General features: G+C 46.5%; 15 protein-coding genes. 6 read left to right on the top strand and 9 right to left on the bottom strand.

What is annotated here, in order from left to right; genetic code table 11:
• Positions 1–101 precede the first annotated feature (101 nt).
• Complete coding sequence (locus tag ACP7FG_RS02160) at positions 102–1,274, top strand: WD40/YVTN/BNR-like repeat-containing protein (RefSeq protein ID WP_439225377.1); 1,173 nt, start codon at positions 102–104, stop codon at positions 1,272–1,274.
• Positions 1,275–3,605, top strand: a complete 2,331-nt coding sequence (locus ACP7FG_RS02155) for an efflux RND transporter permease subunit (protein WP_439225376.1) — start codon at positions 1,275–1,277, stop codon at positions 3,603–3,605.
• A 32-nt stretch (positions 3,606–3,637) separates the two neighbouring features.
• On the opposite strand, the gene ACP7FG_RS02150 is transcribed toward ACP7FG_RS02155, so the two are convergent.
• The 3 genes from ACP7FG_RS02150 to ACP7FG_RS02140 all read right to left on the bottom strand — a co-directional run bounded on the left by ACP7FG_RS02150 (position 3,638) and on the right by ACP7FG_RS02140 (position 6,985).
• A complete protein-coding gene (locus tag ACP7FG_RS02150; protein ID WP_439225375.1) occupies positions 3,638–5,269 on the bottom strand; it encodes a GMC family oxidoreductase in 1,632 nt (543 codons plus the stop codon).
• The gene (gene sbcB / locus ACP7FG_RS02145) at positions 5,247–6,686 is read right to left on the bottom strand and encodes an exodeoxyribonuclease I (RefSeq protein WP_439225374.1); all 1,440 of its coding nucleotides are present in this window, start codon (positions 6,684–6,686) and stop codon (positions 5,247–5,249) included. Before sbcB ends, ACP7FG_RS02150 begins: the two co-directional genes overlap by 23 nt.
• A gap of 62 nt (positions 6,687–6,748) precedes the next feature.
• Positions 6,749–6,985 carry a hypothetical protein gene (locus tag ACP7FG_RS02140; protein WP_439225373.1) on the bottom strand — a complete coding sequence of 79 codons (237 nt, stop codon included), beginning with the start codon at positions 6,983–6,985 and terminating at the stop codon, positions 6,749–6,751.
• Positions 6,986–7,074: 89 nt separating this feature from the next.
• Between ACP7FG_RS02140 and ACP7FG_RS02135 the strand changes: the two genes are divergently transcribed.
• Positions 7,075–8,109: an isoaspartyl peptidase/L-asparaginase family protein gene (locus ACP7FG_RS02135; protein WP_439225372.1), complete on the top strand. Its 1,035-nt coding sequence runs from the start codon at positions 7,075–7,077 to the stop codon at positions 8,107–8,109.
• Positions 8,110–8,120: 11 nt separating this feature from the next.
• A complete protein-coding gene (gene hrpA, locus ACP7FG_RS02130) occupies positions 8,121–12,038 on the top strand; it encodes an ATP-dependent RNA helicase HrpA (protein ID WP_439225371.1) in 3,918 nt (1,305 codons plus the stop codon).
• Between the two features lie 31 nt (positions 12,039–12,069).
• Here the strand turns inward: hrpA and ACP7FG_RS02125 are convergent, their stop codons facing one another.
• From ACP7FG_RS02125 to ubiG, 6 genes are all read right to left on the bottom strand, one after another.
• Positions 12,070–12,336, bottom strand: coding sequence for a GrxA family glutaredoxin (locus ACP7FG_RS02125; RefSeq protein WP_054487610.1), 267 nt, complete (start codon positions 12,334–12,336; stop codon positions 12,070–12,072).
• Between the two features lie 102 nt (positions 12,337–12,438).
• On the bottom strand, positions 12,439–12,699 hold the full coding sequence (gene yfaE, locus ACP7FG_RS02120) for a class I ribonucleotide reductase maintenance protein YfaE (protein WP_278354976.1): 261 nt from the start codon (positions 12,697–12,699) through the stop codon (positions 12,439–12,441).
• Between the two features lie 3 nt (positions 12,700–12,702).
• Positions 12,703–13,836, bottom strand: a complete 1,134-nt coding sequence (gene nrdB, locus ACP7FG_RS02115) for a class Ia ribonucleoside-diphosphate reductase subunit beta (protein ID WP_199495148.1) — start codon at positions 13,834–13,836, stop codon at positions 12,703–12,705.
• Between the two features lie 18 nt (positions 13,837–13,854).
• Positions 13,855–16,185: a class 1a ribonucleoside-diphosphate reductase subunit alpha gene (nrdA, locus tag ACP7FG_RS02110; RefSeq protein ID WP_054487616.1), complete on the bottom strand. Its 2,331-nt coding sequence runs from the start codon at positions 16,183–16,185 to the stop codon at positions 13,855–13,857.
• A 271-nt stretch (positions 16,186–16,456) separates the two neighbouring features.
• The gene (gene gph / locus ACP7FG_RS02105; protein ID WP_054487618.1) at positions 16,457–17,140 is read right to left on the bottom strand and encodes a phosphoglycolate phosphatase; all 684 of its coding nucleotides are present in this window, start codon (positions 17,138–17,140) and stop codon (positions 16,457–16,459) included.
• Positions 17,141–17,143: 3 nt separating this feature from the next.
• Positions 17,144–17,872: a bifunctional 2-polyprenyl-6-hydroxyphenol methylase/3-demethylubiquinol 3-O-methyltransferase UbiG gene (ubiG, locus tag ACP7FG_RS02100; protein WP_439225370.1), complete on the bottom strand. Its 729-nt coding sequence runs from the start codon at positions 17,870–17,872 to the stop codon at positions 17,144–17,146.
• Positions 17,873–18,021: 149 nt separating this feature from the next.
• On the opposite strand from ubiG, the gene gyrA reads away from it, so the two are divergent.
• The gene (gene gyrA / locus ACP7FG_RS02095; RefSeq protein ID WP_222236935.1) at positions 18,022–20,661 is read left to right on the top strand and encodes a DNA gyrase subunit A; all 2,640 of its coding nucleotides are present in this window, start codon (positions 18,022–18,024) and stop codon (positions 20,659–20,661) included.
• Entirely contained in the window at positions 20,658–21,743 is a 1,086-nt protein-coding gene (gene serC / locus ACP7FG_RS02090) for a 3-phosphoserine/phosphohydroxythreonine transaminase (RefSeq protein ID WP_439225369.1), read from the top strand. Before gyrA ends, serC begins: the two co-directional genes overlap by 4 nt.
• Positions 21,744–21,765: the final 22 nt, after the last annotated feature.

The following is a 21,765-nucleotide window of genomic DNA, read 5'->3' as shown; positions in this document are numbered from 1 at the left end:
CAATACTTTAACGAAAAAAAGCACGAATTTAACGAAAAAAGGTTTTCAAATATTCTTGAGCTTATACAATCCTATGACATTTTTAGTACCCGGGAGGTTCCATGCGCTTGTCTTTAACCCCATTAGGGGTGTTGTTGGGGGCTATTTTTAGTACCACAGTGCTTGCACAGGAAGGCGACACAACAACAATAACTGATTACGAAGTGATCAGTGCACCAGCATTGTCATCAGACAGAATTAAAAGCGAAGTACTTATTGAGGTGACAACTGTCGGACCGCGTCTAGTCGCGGTTGGCGCGCATGGCAACATTCTATGGAAAGAGGGCGGCGACTGGCAACAAGCTGATGTTGATACCAGTGTACTATTAACCAGTGTAGGCTTTGCCAATGAACAAATTGGTTGGGGAACCGGGCATCACGGTGTCATTATTAAAACTGAAGATGGCGGTAATAGCTGGAAACGGCAGTTCGATGGTTTCGAGCTTATGAAGCTTGAAAAGAACTATTATGAAAAGCGTATTGCTAAATTAAACGAGAAAATTGAATCGAGCGATGACGAAGAGGTTGTTGGCGAGCTCGAATGGCAAGTTGAAGAGGCGCAATTTCAAATTAGTAACATCGAGGTTGCCGAAGAAGAAGGTCCAAGCAAACCATTTTTAGATCTTTACGCTAAAAACGCACGTGAAGCGTTAGCAATTGGAGCCTATGGAACTTTTCTGAAAACTGAAGATGGTGGTGAAAGTTGGCAAGTGATTTCTCATCGACTGGAAAACCCCAATGGCTATCACTTAAATGCTATTTTCGGACAAGGCGATGATCTTTATATTATGGGCGAGTCCGGTTTGGCATTTGCCAGCAATGATGGCGGAGAGAGCTGGGAAACATTGAACTCGCCTTACCGTGGTTCGCTGTTCGGTGGTCATGTTGATACCGAGGGCAGGCTATGGGTTTATGGGCTGCGAGGAAACGCATTTGTTTCTGAAGATAAAGGCCAGAGCTTCACTACCATAGACACAGGCACCAGAGTTAACTTGTCGGCTGGTACAACGACTGAGTCAGGAACACAACTTATTGTAGGCCACTCAGGAACTATCCTTGAAGTTGATGAACAACTGAATGTAACGAACAGAACTCATCCTAGTGGTTCAGTCATGACTGATATTATCGAAGTGAGTGACGGCGAGTGGATCATGACCGGGCGCAGCGGTTTGCTGCACTGGCCCGCCAAAATAACCGAAGAAGAAGCTTTAGCAACGCAACAAGGAGCGCAGTAAATGGATAATCCGAGTGCGAATAAGTCGGCAGGACTGCTGGAGAAACTATTATTCACGGTACGGGCTCCCTGGTTAATTGTCTTTCTGTTACTGACATTGTTTTTGGGCTATCACGCTTCGCAGGTGCGTCCTGACGCCAGCCTGACAAAAATGATTCCGACCAACCATCCTTTTATTCAGAACTACTTTGACTATCAGGATGATCTGGCCAGTTTAGGCAACGTGGTTCGGGTTGCTGTTGAGCATAAAGACGGAGATATTTTTGATCAGGAGTTTCAACAGAAGCTGCAGCAAATTACCGATGAAATATTTTTCATCCCCGGCGTAAACCGTTCCGGGCTACGAAGCTTATGGACGCCAAATGTTCGCTGGATGGAAGTTACTGAAGAAGGTTTTGTCGGAGGCCCGGTCATTCCCGATGGTTACGATGGCAGCGAAGAGTCATTAGAGCAGTTAAGAACGAATGTTTTGCGCTCGGGTGAAGTGGGCAACCTGGTTGCCAACAACTTTGAATCCACTATTGTTTATGTGCCGCTTGATGAGGTTAATCCAGATACCGGTGAAAAGCTGGACTATCAGCAGTTTTCGGAAAAGCTGGAAACCCTGGTTCGTGACAAATACCAAAGCGACAACATTGAAATTCATATTACCGGCTTTGCCAAGCTAATTGGTGACTTGATTGAAGGTGCGGAGCAGGTTGGCTTGTTCTTCCTGTTGGCAATTGCTATCACGCTCATCATGCTTTATTTCTACAGCCGCTGCTGGCGTAGCACCTTTATGGTGCTGAGTTGCTCCATAATTGCCGTAATATGGCAGTTAGGAATCATCAAACTCATAGGAAGCGGCATTAATCCGTATTCTATGCTGGTTCCGTTCCTGGTTTTTGCCATTGGGGTTTCCCATGGTGTGCAAATTATTAATGCCATTGGTATTAACCGGGTAGCCGGACTTGATAAAGTTGCTGCTGCGCGGGCAGCGTTCCGCGGTTTGTACATAGCGGGGCTAACGGCTTTAGCCAGTGATGCTATTGGCTTTACTACTTTAATGGTTATTGATATTGAAGTGATTAAGGAACTGGCTATTGCAGCAAGTATTGGTGTAGCCGTTGTTGTGTTAACCAACCTTGGTTTGCTGCCTATCCTGATGTCTTATCTGGGAACATCCGATAACGGCTTGGCTTATCAGAAGAAGATTGAAGGCGAACGTCATCCATTATTTGAGTTCTTTGCTAAGTTTACTCAACCTAAGTGGGCGTATTCAGCACTAGGTGTTGCACTTGTTATGCTTGCCTGGGGTCTGGTTAACAGCCAAAACATAGCTATCGGCGACCTGGACAAAGGGGCGCCAGAGCTTCGTCCTGACAGTCGTTATAATCAGGATAATGCCTTTATCGTTGATAACTACAGTTCCAGTACCGACATCTTTGTTGTTATGGCGGCATCGGCTCCAGAGCAGTGCATTGCCTATGACAACCTCGAGTTGATGGAACGTTTTAGCTGGCATATGGAAAACACCAGCGGCGTTCAGGACGTTAAGTCTGTGGTTTACGTTTCTAAAATGGGTATGTTCGGTATTAACGAAGGTAACCTGAAGTGGTTCAGCTTAAACCGGAATCAGTACGTGATTAATGCGTCGTTAAGTCGCATTCCCGACGGGCTTATTAATAACGACTGCTCAATGGCTCCGGTGATTATCTATCTGGATGATCACAAAGCCGAAACGCTTGAAAACGTTGTTGCATCGGTTAATAACTTTAACCAGAAGTATCAGCAGGAGGGTTTAGAGCTGCTAATGGCGGCTGGTAACTCCGGGATAGAAGCTGCAACAAACTCGGTTATAGAAGCGGCTCAGAATAAAATGCTGCTGTGGGTATACGGCGTTGTGGTTTTGCTGTGCTTTATTACTTTCCGCAGTATTCGTACGGTTGCCTGTATTGTTCTGCCTCTGGCTTTCACTACGGTAATGAGTCAGGGTCTGATGGCGGTATTAGGCATTGGTATTAAAGTTGCGACCTTACCGGTTATTGCCTTAGGGGTTGGTATTGGTGTCGATTACGGCATTTATATCTACAGTAAGGTGAAAGAAGGTCTGGAGCAGGGCATGTCGCTGCAGGATACCTATAAGCACTCGCTGGACAACACTGGCAAAGCAGTAGGCTTTACTGGCCTCACGCTGGCCATTGGTGTTGCAACCTGGATATTCTCACCCATTAAGTTCCAGGCGGACATGGGCATACTGTTAACCTTTATGTTCCTTTGGAATATGCTGGGTGCGCTTATTCTTATTCCTGCACTGGCTCGTTTATTCCGAGTGGGGAATAAAAACAGCTGAGCTAGTCACTGACAAACTCACGAGCGGTTTTATCAGGCGTCGGCTTTTATTAAGTCGGCGCCTTTTTCTGCTATAGCGATGGTGGGGGCGTTCGTATTACCACTTATAACACGGGGCATAATGGATGCATCCACGACCCGAAGCCGTTCAACACCTTTTACTTTTAACTCTGGGCTAACGACAGCTTCGTTGTCATTTTCAGGCCCCATTTTACAGGTTCCTGTCGGGTGGTAGATAAGTCCGCATTTTGACTTAATTTGCTTTAAAAGTTGGTCGTCACTAAGTTCTGGGCTGGGGAATATAAACCCACCATGATGCTTTGATAAAGCGGGTTGCTTTAGTATTTCAAAAGCTTTTTTTATACCGTTAATTAAGGCTTTCTTGTCGCTTTCTTCTTTTAAAAAACCATAAGTAATGAGCGGTTTGCCAAAAGCGTTTTCCGGGTTCAGTCTAACTTCCCCGCGGGACTCCGGCCTTAATAAACACACATGACAGGTAAAACCTTGTTTTAAGGTTGGTGTCCAGTCATAGCCGCTGTCGTTAAACATTACCGGCAGCAAGTGAACTTGAATGTCCGGCTCCTGCACTTTGCCGGACGAGCAGTAAAACGCACCGACTTCAGCCAGAGAATGGGCTAACTGACCTTTCTTTGTGAATAGGTAGCTCACAAAAGGAATTGATAGCTTCACTAAACTCCAGGGTGTAAGAGTTAGTCCGTCTTTGGCGTTGTTCTTACAATGAATACTGATATCAACGTGCTCCCGGAGGTTTTTGCCGACAGCAGAGTTTTCATGAACTAACTCAATTCCGGACTTAGTTAATTGCTCGGCGGAGCCAATACCCGAACGTAATAGAATTTGAGGAGAGTTAAATGCCCCAGCACAAAGGATGACCTCTTTCTCTGCATTCGCTATATAGCGGTTTCTGCCTTGCTGGTAGCAAACGCCTGTGGCCTGTTTACCTGAAAACAGCACGCGCTCGGTTAAACAACCAGATAACACGGTTAAGTTTGTGCGAGCTAAAGCCGGTTTGAGGTAAGCGTGGTATGCACTGCATCGTTTCCCGTCTTTAATCGTAAACTGGTATGCACCGTGCCCCTCAAGTTGAGAGCCGTTAAAGTCCGGGTTAGCCGTTAAACCGTATTGATCACAGGCCTCTAAAAATTGTCTAGATACACTATAGTACGGCGCTACATCAGATACCGACAATGGTCCGTTGTCACCATGGTACTTTGACTGACCGCGACTGTTATTTTCACTCTTTATAAAGTAGGGAAGCAGGTCGCTATAACTCCAGCCGTGATTCCCCAGTTCAGCCCAGGCGTTATAGTCACTTGCCAGGCCGCGGGTGTATATCATGGCATTGATGCCGCTACTTCCACCCAGCATCTTTCCTCTTGGGGTATAGCAGCCTTTTTCGTTATTGAGTTGAGGCTCTTTTTGACTGCGGTAAAGCCAGTTGAATTTTCGGCTGTGCATAAAGCGCGCAAAGCCAGACGGCATATCTGAGAACAGACCGCCATGAGAGGCTCCCGCTTCTAATAGCAAAACGCTGTACCTGCCACATTCAGTTAATCTGTTCGCTAAAGTACAGCCGGCAGAGCCGGCACCGACTATAATGTAGTCAAAGGACTCGGTGTTATTACAGGGAAGCGGCGTAGTCATACAGAGACTTTAATAAACGCAGTTTATGCGTGTCTTCCTGATGCTGGCTAGCCAAGTCCTCAAGTTTGAGCGCAAACTCCTCAGCAGACAACATACCTTCTGGTGGCTCTACTAAGCGTTGCTGGCAAAATTGACGCCACTGGTTCAGCTCTTTGTCCGTGAGCGTTGAAGGGTAGTTTCTTGCCCGGTAGCGCAGTAACAACTGCGGCATGCGCTTGTCCTGAAAGTCCAGCTCCAGCCCAGCCAGTTGCTGAGGTTCAGATGAGCGAATAATCTCCATATGCTTTTTATCCTGGGGGGAGAAGAAGCCATCGTATATCTGGTGATCAACGTCTGTTCTGGGCGGGAACTCTTTTGTTTGTTCGAACACCTGCATGAGTTTGTCGCGGAAGTCGCTGTTTTCCTGCAGCCATTTGGCGTTTGCTTCAATAGCTGCTGTATCTAACGTTGCGTTACTTGCTGCCTCAGAAGAAATGGTTTTAATGGGCGCTAAGAAAGGACAGCGACCCAAATGAATATTTTGTAATCCACTTTTCTTAAGTCCTTGTTCATCGAGTTCTTTGCGGCTGGTGTAAGTTAAAGCGGTTAATTCCTCGACTGATTTCTCAGCAAAATCCATAGGGGAAACGCGCAAGTCCCATGCTATGACATTATTGTTCTGTTTAGGGTGAAAGCCCAGCGGCAGTATGGCCGACAAATAGCGGTTTGCTGTACCATAAAACCCACTAACATGGGCCAAAGGTTCGGGTGCCTGCCAGTTAAACAGATTCAGTAATCTTTGTTTACGGCGAATACTGTAGGCCCATTGCCAGAGTTTAGGTTGCTTTTCACTAATAAGCTTCGCCAGGCCGATGGTTGCATAAACGTCCGACATAGCATCGTGCGCCTGACCATGTTCAATGTTATTAGCAACACTTAAGTGCTCCAGTTTTAAACTGGGCTGTCCGTCGGCATTTTCCGGCCAGTTAATACCGTCAGGGCGCAGCGCAAAGCAGGCGCGCACCACATCTATTAAGTCCCAGCGTGAATTGCCGTTTTGCCAGCTGTACTCGTATGGATCGTAAAAATTACGATAGAACAATAAACGGGTGACTTCGTCGTCAAAGCGAATATTGTTGTAACCAATAATGGTGGTATTGGGCTGCTGAAACTCTTTTGCTATGGCTTTGCTGAATTCGGCTTCACCGACACCTTGTTTCAGTGCAAGCTGTGGCGTAATACCGGTAATTAAGGTGGCTTCCGGGTTAGGCAGAAAGTCTGGCGTAGGCTGAGCGTAAAGCGTTAACGGCCGACGGATAACGTTAAAATTGGCATCTGTGCGCAAGCCGGCAAACTGTGCGGGGCGGTCGACTAATGGGTTAGCCCCCCATGTCTCGTAATCGTGCCAGTAAAAAGTTTCTTGTTCGTTTTGTGCCATAAGCCTAACTGCTCAGCGGAAAAAGAAAACTATAGCACGAGGACAAGAAGAAATTCAGCCACTCACTGCCTTTCAATTTTGTTCACTTGAACATCGTAGGCTTTATTCAGTTTCTGCTCGAGAGTGCGCTCATCTTCATGACGAAAAGCGAGTTCGGCGTGGGGTAATATACGTTCAGCTAACCGTTGTGCAATAGCGTCTCTGAACTCCTGGTCGTCACCTAATGAGTTGCCGTCAACTTCCAGTGTTATTTGCTGTTTATCGCCTAAGTGTGTGTATTCAACGTGATAAGTCGGCATCTGAAAATCTCCTCGTTGTCAGTTCGGTAGTTTCCTGCGACTATGCTATTACTAACAGTCTAGCCTATAACAATAAAACCGAGGTCGAGATGAAAAAACTCTATTTATCTGCATTACTTACCGCTGCTGCGTTTGGATCGTTGTTACCGGCGCACGCTGATGATCACGATGTTGAATATGCCATGGCCATTCACGGCGGAGCCGGAACAATTACCCGGGCCAATTTAACCGCTGAACAGGAACAAGCCTACAAAGATAAACTGACAGAAGCGTTAGAAGCCGGCAGAAAGGTATTGAAAGAAGGCGGTGACAGTACCACAGCCGTTATTGCCGCTATTCAGGTAATGGAAGCCTCACCACTTTTTAACTCTGGCAAAGGCGCCGTTTATACCTGGGACGAAGAACATGAGCTTGACGCTTCACTGATGGAAGGTCTGAACGGTAACGCCGGGGCAGTTGCGGGTGTGAAGACGGTAAAAAGTCCAATAGAATTAGCCCGCGAAGTAATGGAAGAGTCTGTGCATGTGATGCTAAGTGGTGAAGGCGCAGAGCAGTTTTCTCGCCAGCAGGGACTGGAGCAGGTAGAGAACAGTTACTTTAATACCGAGCATCGTTATAAGCAGTTACAGAAAGCCAAGGAAACCATTAGGAAAAGTGAACAGCCAGAGCAACAGGCCTGGGAATACCTGGATATTGATTACAAATACGGAACGGTTGGGGCTGTTGCGGTTGATAAAGACGGACTGTTGAGTGCCGGTACGTCAACCGGAGGCATGACGGCTAAACGTTATGGTAGAATAGGGGATTCCCCGATTATTGGTGCTGGTACATGGGCTGATAATGACAGCTGTGCTGTCTCGGCTACCGGACACGGCGAGTATTTTATTCGCTTCCACGTGGCTGCCGATATTTGCTCTCGAGTTAAATATAAAGGGCTTTCGGTGAGTGACGCGGGCGATGAAGTTATTCATGGTGTGTTGCAGGATGCCGGCGGTACCGGTGGTGTCATAATTATTGATGCTCAGGGTAATATTGCGATGCCATTTAATACCGAAGGCATGTACCGGGGTTATTTTAAAGGTGAGGATAAAGCGGAAGTCGCTATTTATAACGAGGATGAATAAGTTCGGAGTCTATGAGTCGTCAAAAATCGCACAGTAACCCTTTTGTTGAGAAGTTTCAGACACAATTAGAGCAATGTACAACACGTCAGGCCGCGCTATTGCGCGGCCGTTTGCGTGGTCTGAGCAAAATTAAAAACGAGCAACGACAGCAACAGGTGCTGGAGCGGATAGCTGCCGATATTGAAACTGCCGAGCTGGAGTATCTGGAGCGGCAACAGCAAAAGTTTCATATTAGTTACCCGGACGAATTACCGGTTGCTCAGCAGCGTAATGACATTAAGTCGGCCATTGAACAGAATCAGGTGGTGGTTATTGCCGGCGAAACCGGATCGGGTAAAACCACCCAGTTACCGAAAATGTTGCTGGAACTGGGCTATGGCCGGAAAGGGACTATAGGTCACACGCAACCCCGACGCTTAGCCGCACGCAGTGTAGCCGCCCGTATTGGTGAGGAGCTGCAGGACCACAATAAAACTCAGGTTGGCTACAAAATACGGTTTCAAGATGAGACGGCACCAACCACGGCAATTAAGCTGATGACCGATGGCATGTTGTTGTCTGAATTGCAGCAAGATCCACTGTTATTACAATACGATGCCATTATTATCGATGAGGCTCATGAACGGAGCCTTAATATCGACTTTTTGTTGGGTGTACTGCATACGTTATTGCCTAAGCGACGCGATCTTAAACTGGTTATTACCTCAGCAACCATTGAAACTGAGCGTTTTTCAAAGCACTTTCATGACGCGCCCGTGTTGACAGTAACCGGGCGAACTTACCCCGTGGAGGTTCGGTATCGACCGCCCAAAGACGACGGGAAAGCAGCTGATGCAGACGTACTTCAGGGTGTTTGTGAAGCGGTAGAAGAGCTGCAGCGCGAAAGTGAAGGTGACATTCTTATTTTTGCCAGTGGCGAACGGGAAATACGCGACTATGCAGAAGCTATTGGCGATTTGAAGTTGCGAAGTACAGAGGTTCTTCCTCTGTATGCGCGTTTGTCATCGCATGAGCAGAATCGGGTGTTTCAGGCGCACAGTCAACGCCGAGTGGTTATCGCCACAAACGTAGCAGAAACCTCATTAACGGTTCCGGGTATACGCTTTGTTATTGATCCGGGCACCGTGCGCATGAGCCGTTACAGTTACCGCACTAAAGTACAGCGCTTACCTATTGAACCTATTTCTCAAGCCAGTGCTAACCAGCGTAAAGGGCGTTGTGGGCGTATTGGCCCGGGTATTTGCATTCGCCTCTATAGCGAAGATGATTTTTTGCAGCGCCCGGAGTACACCGACCCTGAGATCCTTCGTACTAACTTAGCAGCTGTTATTTTGCAAATGTCGGCGTTACGGTTAGGTGATATTCGCCAGTTTCCTTTTGTCCAGAAGCCGGATGAACGCTTTGTTAAAGATGGTCTGAACCTGCTGGAGGAGCTGCACGCAATTGAGCCTGGGCGCAAAGCTGAGCGTCCACAGTTAACTGATACGGGCCGACAATTGTCACGACTGCCTCTGGACCCAAGATTAGCCAGAATGGTGCTGGCGGGGCAGCAATATGGCTGTGTGAGAGAAATGCTCGTAATTACCGCCGCGCTGAGTATTCAGGACCCGCGTGAGCGTCCCCACGACGCACAGCAAAAAGCGGATGAATGGCACCAGCGTTTTCGTGATAAAAGCTCTGACTTTATGGCCTTTTTAAACTTATGGAATTATATAAAAGAACAGCAAAAAGCGCTGTCAGGTAACCAATTCCGTAAACAGATGGGCCGTGAATTTATTCATTTTATGCGGCTGCGCGAGTGGCAGGACATTTATACACAAAGTCGGCAAACGGTTCGGGAGATGGGTTTATCCATTAACGATGAAGCCGCTACCTATGAGCAAGTGCATCGGGCTTTAATTGCTGGCTTATTGTCGCAGGTAGGCTTTAAAGAAGATCGACATGAATATCAGGGAACCCGACAAAGCCGGTTTCATATTTTCCCTGGTTCAGGTTTATTTGGTAAGCCACCAAAATGGGTTGTTACTGCAGAGCTGGCGGAAACGTCTAAATTGTACGCACGAATTAATGCCGATATTGATCCTTTATGGGTTGAGGACGCGGCTTCTCATTTAGTCAAAAAACAGTACCTGGAACCTCATTTTGAGAAGAAAAAAGGCAGTGTTATTGCTGATGAGCAAGTAACTTTGCTGGGTCTTATCCTGGTGCCCAGACGACGCGTTCAATATGGGCCGGTTGCACCGGTTAAAGCTCGGGAAATTTTCATACGGGAAGCTTTAGTTAACTCCCAGCTAACGCGCAAGTTGCCTTTTATTCAACATAACTTGAAATTAATTAGCGATATTCAGGCTCTGGAAGCGAAGTCTCGGCGTCGGGATATTCTGGTGGATGAGGAGGTTTTATTTGAGGCTTACGACCGTGCCATACCAGAAGGGATTTATAACGAAAAGCTATTGGCCGGCTGGTGGCACAAAGCAGCTAAGAAAGAGCCCAAATTACTGTTCTTTGAACGAGATGATTTAATTGCCGGCGAAACCGAGCACATTACTGAAAACGAATACCCGGAGTTTTGGCGACAAGGCAACTTACGCTTACCCTTGAGTTACCATTTTGAACCCAACGCGGAAGACGACGGTGTCAGTGTGAATATCCAGCTGGGTATTCTGAATCAGGTTAAGCTTGAGGGCTTTGACTGGCACATTCCGGCATTACGGGAAGAGCGTATTGCTCACTTAATTAAGTCGTTGCCAAAAGCCCTGCGCCGAAATTTTGTGCCGGCGCCAAACTTTGCTAGCGCGATAATGTCTGATGTGGAGCCTATGCAAGGGCGTTTAACCGACGCTATGGCGACTAAGCTGCGTCGCATGACCGGTGTGACGGTCCCGGAAGAAAACTGGGATGAGTCCTCTCTACCGGCTCACCTACGTATGAATTTTAAAATTTTTGATGGAAAGAAACTGGTCAGCCAGGGACGTGACCTGCAAAGTCTTCAACAACAGTTATCCGGTAAGGTGCAGCAGCGTTTAGAAAAAACCGCCGGTGATGATATTAGCCGTGAACAGGTTGATAGCTGGGATTTTGATGACTTACCGGAGGTGATTACCGAGCGACAGCAAGGTTTTGAGCTCAAGGCTCACCCCGGTCTGATAAACAAAGGTAAAGGTCAGGTTGCACTGCAGCTATTCGATAACCCGGAGCAAGCAAAACAGCATCATAAAACCGGCGTGCGGGAGTTGCTGCTGCAACAGATACCATCGCCTGTTAAGCACTTGCAGAAGTCTTTATCGAACAAAGCTAAATTAGCCATGTATTTTAACCCCTGGGGCAAGGTAGACGCATTAATCGCGGATTGTATCGCCGCAGCGGTAGATGGCCTTATCCAGGAGCAGATAGAACAGGGCAATAAGCTAAGAGATAAACAAAGTTTTGGGCAACTCAAAGACGTTGTACGCGCAAACTTGAATGAGCGCGTTGAAAAAATCGCATTGGAAGTCGAGCAATGCCTGTTGTTGTCACAACAAGTTCGAAAGGCACTGAAAGGAAAAATTCCGCTGGATCAAATCCAGTCTAGGGGCGATATTCAGGACCAGTTGGATAACCTGGTGTTTGCGGGTTTTGTTTCCGCTTATGGCAGTCAACGGCTTAGCGACATAGTGCGTTATCTCAAAGCCATTCAACGACGTCTGGAAAAGCTGCCGGTTGATCCTAATAAGGATCGCTTAATGACACTGACTTTAGCTAACCTTGAAGAGCAGTATAAAGCGGTGGTGAAAGCTTACGAAAATAAAGGTTCGGTAGTTCCCGATGATGTTGCCGAGATCCGCTGGATGATTGAAGAGTTAAGAGTCTCGTTCTTTGCGCAAACCCTGGGAACCAAGTATCCGGTGTCTGAAAAGCGGGTTAAACAAGCAATAGAGGCGGCTAAATAGCCGCCTCTAGACATGAATTCGTAAGCGCAAATTAGGCGGTGTAAAGCCCTAAGTTTTCTTTTGCGTAAGCTTCAAACTCAGTGAAGCCGCCAACGTGTTGTTCGTCGACAAAAATTTGAGGAACAGTCTGGACAGGTTTACCGACTGTTTTTTCAAGGTCAGCCTTGCTGATACCTTCAGCGTGAATATCGACATAGCGATAATCAAAGTCATCCATATCGGCTTTTAATTTGTCCGCAACTTCTACGGCACGAACACAAAAAGGGCAACCCGGACGTCCAAAAATTACTGTAAACATGAAATACCTCTCTCGCAAAAATAGATTGCGGCCATTATCCAGATTTTAGAGCTGGTTAACAATTCTTCTGTACGATGGGCACAATCGATTTAATGAATAAGGCTAGTGCTCAATATCTAAATCTGATTCAGGAACGCAACAACAGGGCAGAATATCGCCTTTTCTGACATAGGCGAGCGGCTCGGTTGTGTACCGAACCTTACCAGACTTTAACGTACTTCTGCAGGCACCACAGAAACCACTACGACAATGGTAATGCATTTCTAACTGATGCTTCTCTAAGGCTTCGAGTAAAGTGCCTTCAGTCGCATCAACGGCAAGCTCGGGCCCGCCGTTGACTTTGACTTTAAAGGTGTTGGCCATAGCTTAGAGATCAAAGTCCCCAAGGTCGGAGGCATTAACCTCACTGTCTATTTGACCAACAAGGTAAGAGGTAATTTCAGACTCTTGTGGTGCTACCTGAACGTTGTCTGATACTAGGTACTTGTTCATCCAGGGCAGTGGGTTAGAACGCTGGTTTTCAAATGGAGCATCAAAGCCTATGGCCTGCATACGCAAGTTGGCAATGTACTCGACATACTGGCACAGCATGCTTTCATTCAGACCTATCATTGAACCGTCTTTAAACAGGTAGTGCGCCCACTGTTTTTCCTGTTTAACAGCTGTCATGAAAATCTCGTAGGCATCATCGCGAAGCTCTTCGGCAATTTCTTTCATTTCCGGGTCGTCTTCGCCGTATTGCCACAAATTAAGAATGTGCTGTGTTGATGTAAGGTGAACGTTTTCATCGCGAGCAATCAGTTTGATGATTTTTGCGTTACCTTCCATTAATTCTCGTTCTGCAAAAGCAAAGGTGCAGGCAAAGCTAACGTAAAAACGAATAGCTTCCAGAGCGTTAACCGAGTTAATGCACAAAAACAGCTTTTTCTTTATTTCGCGCTGAGTGACCGTATAGGTCTTACCGTCAACGACAATATCGCCTTCGCCGTGGGTTTGTAGCAGTTGAGTGTAAAAAATAAGATCGTCGTAGTACTTTGAGATGTCATTAGCGCGAATCTTAATTTGTTCGTTAATGACAATATCTTCAAAGACTTCGCTGGGGTCACTAAACAAGTTACGCAGTATGTGCGTGTATGACCGCGAGTGAATGGTCTCAAAGAATGACCAGGTTTCGATCCAGGTTTCTAACTCAGGAAGGGATACGATAGGTAGTAGCGCGATATTCGGCGAACGACCCTGAATCGAATCCAGAAGTGTCTGATACTTCAAGTTAGAAATAAACACATGCTTTTCGCTGGCAGTCAGTTTATTAAAGTCGATACGGTCACGGCTGACATCGATTTCTTCAGGGCGCCAGAAAAAGCTGATTTGTTTTTCGATAAGCTTTTCGAAAATACTGTGTTTTTGTTGATCATAGCGAGCAACGTTAACGGAGTTGCCTAAAAACATAGGCTCCGTTAACGGGTTATTCTGCTCTTGGTTAAACGTTGAGTACGACATTCGCTAAAATCCTTATTATTAAATTTTACAAGCACCACCGGCACAATCGTCATCTTCTTCGATGATAACTTCTGCGCTCTGGGCCTGAGGCTTGTCGGCACGTTGACGTGCAGCAATGTCGGACTGGTTGTCAGCAGCACCATCACGAGTGTTGTGATAATAGAGCGTTTTAACTCCCAGTTTATAAGCGGTTAACAAGTCTTGCAGAAGCTGTTTCATCGGTACTTTACCCGCATCAAACTTGTTCGGGTCGTAATTGGTATTTGCAGAAATTGTCTGATCCACAAATTTTTGCATGATACCAACCAGTTCAAGATACCCTTTGTTATTCGGTATTTGCCATAACAACTCGTATTTGTCTTTTAAGTTTTCGTAGTCAGGGACAACCTGTTTAGTTACCCCGTCTTTTGACGACTTAATGCTGACAAAACCCCGCGGAGGCTCGATACCGTTAGTTGCATTAGAAATCTGCGACGATGTTTCTGACGGCATTAGAGCGGATAATGTTGAATTACGCATACCGTGCTGTTTAATGTCAGCACGGAGCTTATCCCAGTCTAAATGCAGTGGTTCGTCGCACACTTTGTCCAGGTCTTTCTTATAGGTATCGGTTGGCATAATGCCCTGAGAGTAAGTGGTCTCATTAAATTTAGGGCAGGCGCCTTTTTCTTTAGCCAGATTCATTGAAGCTTGCATCAGGTAATACTGTATAGCTTCAAAGGTCTGGTGAACCAGGCCGTTTGCAGAGCCGTCTGAATATTTAACACCGTGCTTGGCTAAGTAATAAGCAAAGTTAATAACACCAATACCCAGAGTACGACGGTTCATGGTGGCGTTGTAAGCTGCCGGAACAGGGTACTCCTGATAATCCAGCAGGCTGTCCAGTGCGCGAACGGCCAAGTCTGCTAAGTTTTCAAATTCACTCAGGCTTTCAATTTTACCTAAGTTAAAGGCTGACAGAGTACAAAGCGCTATTTCACCTTCTTCGTCATTTACGTGACTTAATGGCTTAGTTGGCAATGCAATTTCAAGACACAAGTTACTTTGACGGATAGGCGCAACTTTAGAGTCAAATGGGCTATGCGTGTTGCAATGGTCTACGTTTTGCACATAGATACGGCCGGTGCTGGCACGCTCCTGCATAAACAGACCAAACAGCTCAATGGCTTTAATACGTTTTTTACGGATGCTCTCATCCTGTTCGTATTGCTGGTATAAACGCTCAAATTCGTCCTGATCTTCAAAGAAAGCGTCGTAAAGCCCCGGAACGTCCGACGGGCTGAACAGGGTAATGTAATCGTCTTTAATCAGGCGCTGATACATGGTGCGGTTAAATTGAACACCATAATCCAGGTGGCGAACCCGGTTTTCCTCAACACCCCGGTTATTTTTCAGTACTAATAGACTTTCAACTTCCAGGTGCCAAAGTGGGTAGAACAAGGTAGCCGCGCCACCACGAACACCACCTTGCGAGCAGCTTTTAACGGCTGTCTGGAAGTATTTATAGAATGGGATACAACCGGTGTGGAAAGCTTCACCATTACGGATAGGGCTGCCTAATGCGCGAATACGCCCCGCGTTAATACCAATACCTGCGCGCTGAGAGACGTATTTTACGATAGCACTGGCGGTGGCATTAATAGAGTCGAGACTATCGCCAGCTTCAATTAAAACACAGGAGCTGAATTGACGTGTCGGCGTACGTACACCTGACATAATAGGTGTCGGTAGAGAAATTTTAAATTCAGAAGCTGCATCGTAGAAGCGTTTAACGTAATCCATACGAGTGCTTTTCGGGTAATCCGAAAACAGACAAGCGGCGACTAATATGTATAAGAACTGCGCGCTTTCATAGATGTCACCCGTTACCCGGTTCTGAACCAGATACTTGTTTTCCAGCTGTTTAACCGCAGCATAAGAGAAGTTCATGTCACGCCAGTGATCAAGGAACTCGTCCATTTGATCGAACTCTTCTTCGCTATAGTCATCCATCAGGTGTTCATCGTAGCGATGCTCGGCCACCATTTTTTTCACATGGTCGTAAAGACGCGGTGGTTCAAACTTACCGTAAGCACGTTTACGCAAGTGGAAGATAGCCAGTCGCGCTGCCATATACTGATAGTCGGGCGCATCTTCCGAAATGAGATCGGCAGCTGCTTTAATGATAGTTTCATGAATGTCTTCAGTTTTAATGCCATCGTAAAACTGAATGTGAGATTTAATTTCAACCTGAGAGGCTGAGACATTATTCAGTCCTTCGGCAGCCCACATGATCACTCGGTGAATTTTATCGAGGTTTAGCGGTTCGCGTTCGCCGCTGCGTTTCGTAACATAAAGTTGTTCGTTCATTTTGCGCCGACTCTTAGCTTTTTGTTATAGGTTTGTAGCCACAAGATATAGTGCTTATTAGTTGTACAGAGCGATATTTACACAATATCTAGTGTGTCTGGGATGAACTGTATGCTAGGTCTAACTGGCAATACGATCAAGTGAATTTAACGGTAAAAACGGAATAATTTTGAATTCAGAATCTTGATTTTTTGCCAGCCTTTAACTGGCCTGAGTTTGCGCTGAAAAGTTTTCTATATAATTTTTTTGTCTTTTAAAAGAAGTTAATAGATCAAGAGTTGTTGATAGCCAGTAACTCCAGCAATGCCAGTGGAGATTCAATATGATAATCGGCCTGCCAGCGCTGGGGTTGGTCTTCGTTACTGATATAACCGTACTCGGCAAGCACAGTGACCATTCCGGCGTTACGGCCGGCTTCAATATCGCGTTCGGCATCACCCACGTAAAGGCAATCTGTTGGTTCAACACCCAGTTTCTCAGCGGCATAGAATAAAGGCTCAGGCGATGGTTTTGCGACACTGAGAGTATCGCCGCTCACCACAACTTCAATGGCTTCAAATTCAGGGAAGTGCGGTAATAACAGGTGTGTCAGGCGTTCAGGCTTGTTGGTCACTATAGCGACTTTAATGGACTCACGCTGTAATACCGCCAGTAGCTCTAAGACACCCGGGTAAGGTTGGGTATGAGTCGCGATATTATTCTTATAGGCACTCAGGAAGGCGTGTCTCAGCTCTGTTTCCATGTGTGTGTAATTGTCATCAAAGGCCAATTTTAGTAAGCCTCTGGAACCATGGGACGCAACTGGTGTAAACACCTCAGCAGTGACAGCAGGGCGCTCGTATTGTTCGCAAACCGCGTTTAATGCGGCGCCTAAATCGGGTGCGGTATCAAGTAAGGTGCCATCTAAATCAAACAGGACAGCTTTTACCGGAGAACTTTTATCTGAGGAGCTCATTAATTACTCCGGCTTTTTCAAAGCGACAATGTAATTTACATCAACATCTTTGTCTGAAAGTACAAAGCCTTTTAAAGGATGAAAAATTAAGCCATTAATAGCGATATCTTCTAAAGTGGCTTTATCGGTCATACTTAAAAGTTCTGATGGGCGAATAAAACGTTGATGCTGATGAGTTCCTTTCGGTACCCAGCCTAAAATATGCTCGGCAGCGACAATACCCAACAACCAGGATTTTACATTACGATTTAAAGTGGAGAAAAATACCAGTCCTCCGGGTTTAACCGCTTTGGCGCAAGCTTGTACTATGGCAGCCGGGTCAGGAACGTGCTCAAGCATTTCCAAACAGGTCACTACGTCGTAGCTGTCGGTGTTTTGTTCGGCCAGCGTTTCAACGGCAATGCATTGATAGTCAATTTGGCGGCCACTTTCTAATGCGTGCAAACGCGCCACCTTTAATGACTGCTCGGCCAAATCAATACCGGTGACCTCAGCGCCTCGTTCCGCCATGGCTTCACTGAGTAATCCACCTCCACAACCGACATCCAGTACTTTCTTACCAAAGAGTCCTTCGGTATGGTTTTCGATAAAGCCCAGCCGGACCGGGTTGATTTTATGCAAAGGTTTAAATTCGCCATCCGGGTCCCACCAGCGCGAGGCGAGTGCTGAAAATTTTGCGATCTCTTCCGGATCGACGTTTTTTTGTTCAGTTTTAGAGCGACTGGTGGTCATAGATTATGCGTCTTTAAGAGATGGATAACGCGGCTAGTCTACCTCAGGCAAAGAATAAGAAAAAGAGGGTGCGAGACGCGTTTGGGATGGGTACAATGATTGGATCAAAATAACAATGAATATGCGGATCTATATTTAGGGAATAAACTATGAGCGATCTAGCCAGAGAAGTGTCACCGGTAAATATCGAAGACGAACTAAAAAGCTCGTATCTCGATTATGCCATGAGCGTCATTGTTGGGCGTGCTTTACCTGATGTTCGTGACGGCCTGAAGCCTGTACACAGACGTGTCTTGTTCGCAATGAACGAATTGCGCAACGACTTTAATAAACCTTATAAAAAGTCAGCGCGTGTTGTCGGTGATGTGATTGGTAAATATCACCCTCACGGAGACAGCGCGGTTTATGACACGATTGTTCGTATGGCGCAGGACTTTTCATTGCGTTATATGTTGGTTGACGGTCAGGGGAACTTTGGTTCTGTTGACGGAGACTCAGCCGCTGCGATGCGTTATACCGAAATTCGCATGGCAAAAATTGCTCACCAGCTATTAGCCGACCTGGACAAAGAGACCGTTAACTTTGTCGATAACTACGACGGTACAGAGCGTATTCCTGATGTATTGCCAACCCGCGTTCCCAACCTGTTAGTGAACGGTTCCTCGGGTATCGCGGTTGGTATGGCAACTAATATTCCGCCTCATAACCTGACGGAAGTTATTGACGGCTCACTGGCGATGATTGATAACCCGGATATTGATGTTGAAGGGTTAATGGAATACATCCCGGGTCCGGACTTCCCAACAGCAGCAACAATTTCTGGTCGCAGCGGTATCGTCGAAGCTTACAAAACCGGCCGTGGTCGTATTCATTTGCGCGCTCAGGCGGAAGTGGAAGTCGACGAGAAAACGGGTAAAGAAACCATCATTGTTACGGAAATTCCGTATCAGGTGAATAAAGCCCGCTTAATTGAAAAAATAGCTGAACTGGTTAAAGAAAAGCGCGTTGAAGGTATTAGTGCTTTACGTGACGAGTCTGACAAAGACGGTATGCGTATCGTCATTGAAATTCGTCGTGGCGATGTTGGCGAAGTTGTTCTTAACCATTTGTATGCCAATACCCAGTTACAGGTTGTGTTTGGCATTAATATGGTTGCCCTGGATAAAGGTCAGCCGCGTCTGTTTAACCTGCGCGATATGCTGGATTGCTTCATTCGCCACCGTCGTGAAGTGGTTACCCGCCGCTCAGTCTACGAATTACGCAAAGCTCGTGAACGTGCTCATATCCTGGAAGGTCTGGCGATATCGCTGGCTAATATTGACGAAATTATTGAGCTTATCCGTCGTTCACCCACGCCAGCTGAAGCTAAAGCCGGGCTAATTGCCCGCGCATGGCAGCTGGGTGATGTTGCTTCAATGCTGGAAACCGCCGGTGTTGATGCCGCGCGTCCTGATCATCTGCCTGAAGAATACGGCATTCGGGGTGACAACTATCACCTGACTGAAGAACAGGCTCAGGCCATTTTGGATTTACGTCTGCATAAACTGACTGGTTTAGAGCACGAAAAAATTCTGGATGAATACAAAGGCCTGTTAGAACAAATTGCTGAACTGCTGCATATTCTGAACAGTTCAGAGCGACTTATGGAAGTGATTCGTGAAGAGCTGGTTGAAATACGCAGTAACTTTGGCGATGAGCGTAAAACCGATATTACCGCCGCTGCACATGACATCAGCATGGAAGACTTAATCAACGAAGAAGATGTTGTTCTGACGCTTTCTCACGAAGGTTATGTGAAGTATCAGCCGCTGACTGAGTACGAAGCTCAGCGTCGTGGTGGTAAAGGTAAAGCCGCCACTAAGATGAAAGACGAAGACTTTATTGAAAGACTGTGGGTAGCGAACACGCATGACACCATTTTATGCTTCTCAACCCGTGGTCGTATTTACTGGATGAAAGTTTACCAGTTGCCGTTGGCAAGTCGTGCTTCTCGAGGCAAGCCTATCGTCAACTTGTTACCGCTTGAAGCCGACGAACGTATTACCGCTATTCTGCCAACACGGGATTACCCGGAAGATAAGTTCGTTGTTATGGCTACCCGTAAAGGGACCATTAAGAAAACGCCATTACCAGAGTACTCCCGTCCTCGTAACGGCGGAATCATTGCACTGAACCTGGTTGATGACGATGAACTGATTGGTGTTGATATCACTGACGGTAGCGGCGAAATTATGCTGTTCTCTGACGCTGGCAAAGTGGTGCGCTTCGCGGAAGAGCAAGTGCGTTCAATGGGTCGTACCGCAACCGGTGTTCGTGGTATTCGTTTGGAAGAAGGACAGCGTGTTGTATCACTGATTGTCCCTCGCGAATACGAAGAGGAAGAAGCGAATGTATTAACCGTGACTGAAAACGGTTACGGCAAACGTACACCGCTAAGTGAATACCCGGCTAAGAGCCGCGCTACCAAAGGTGTTGTCTCTATTAAGGTCAGCGAGCGTAATGGTTCCGTTGTCGGCGCCATGGAAGTTATTGATGGCAATGAAATCATGCTTATCAGTAATAAAGGTACTCTGGTCAGAACGCGTGTTAATGAGGTTTCAACCGTTGGTCGTAACACTCAGGGCGTACGCTTAATTCGTACAGCTGATGACGAAAAAGTGGTTGGCCTGCAGCGCATTGATGAAATTGACGAAGATGAGTCTCTCATCGACGGCGAAGTCATTGCTGAGGAAGGCGAAGTTTCTTCTGAGGATAGCTCTGAAAATCAAGAGGGTTCCGACGAGTCATGAGCCAGTTGTTTAACTTTTCTGCCGGACCGGCAATGTTGCCGGTCGAGGTGTTGAAACAAGCTCAGGAAGAGTTATTGAACTGGAATGGGCAGGGTGTATCGGTGATGGAAATTTCCCACCGTGACCCTGCTTATGTCCATATGGCACGTGAAGCTGAGCAAGACCTGCGCGACCTGTTAAATGTGCCGGACGACTACGAAGTACTCTTTTTACAAGGCGGAGGGCGTGGTCAATTCTCTGCGGTTCCACAGAATATCGCGTCACCGGATGCCACCGTAGATTACCTGGATACAGGAATATGGTCTGGTTTTGCTATCCGTGAAGCCGAAAAGTTCGTTTCCAGAGTGAATATTGCCGGGCAAGTTCAGGAAGGCGCTAAAGGCAAGGAGATTCAGTCGCCAAAAGACTGGAAACTGTCTGAAAATGCTGCCTATTTTCATTACTGTCCTAATGAGACGGTCGATGGTATTGCACTGCATGAGATCCCTGACGTTAAAGCACCCATTGTGGCTGATATGTCATCAAATATCCTTTCTGAACCCCTGGATGTCTCAAAGTTTGGTGTTATATACGCCGGCGCTCAGAAGAATATAGGCCCTTCAGGTTTTGCTATCGCTATCGTCAATAAAAAGCTTTTGGGTCAACCGCAGAAGCAAGTGTCATCTATTATGGATTACCAACTCCAGGCGAAAGACGGGTCTATGTACAACACGCCCAATACCTTTGCCTGGTATCTGGCAGGGTTGGTTTTCAAGTGGTTAAAAGCTCAGGGCGGATTAGCGGCTATGGGCGAACGTAACCATGGTAAAGCCCAACTTATCTATGACTTTGTTGATGCTTCAGATTTTTACAGAAACAACATTAATCCTGCTTACCGTTCAATCATGAATGTGCCTTTCCAGTTAGCCGATGACAAACTCGATGCCGACTTTTTAGCGGGTGCTAAAAAGGAAGGTTTATTAGGGTTAAAAGGGCATCGCTTTGTTGGTGGCATGAGAGCCAGTATTTATAACGCAATGCCGGTGGAAGGCGTAGAAGCATTGCTAAGTTATATGGCTGATTTTGAACGTAAGCTTGGCTAAATAAATAGAATAAAAAAGGTAG

Source organism: Idiomarina sp. ST10R2A5 (assembly GCF_051842325.1).
In the GTDB taxonomy this organism is placed as follows: Bacteria; Pseudomonadota; Gammaproteobacteria; order Enterobacterales; family Alteromonadaceae; genus Idiomarina; species Idiomarina abyssalis.
Note: the sequence above shows the minus strand (reverse complement) of the source record. Positions and strands in the feature narration are given on the sequence as shown.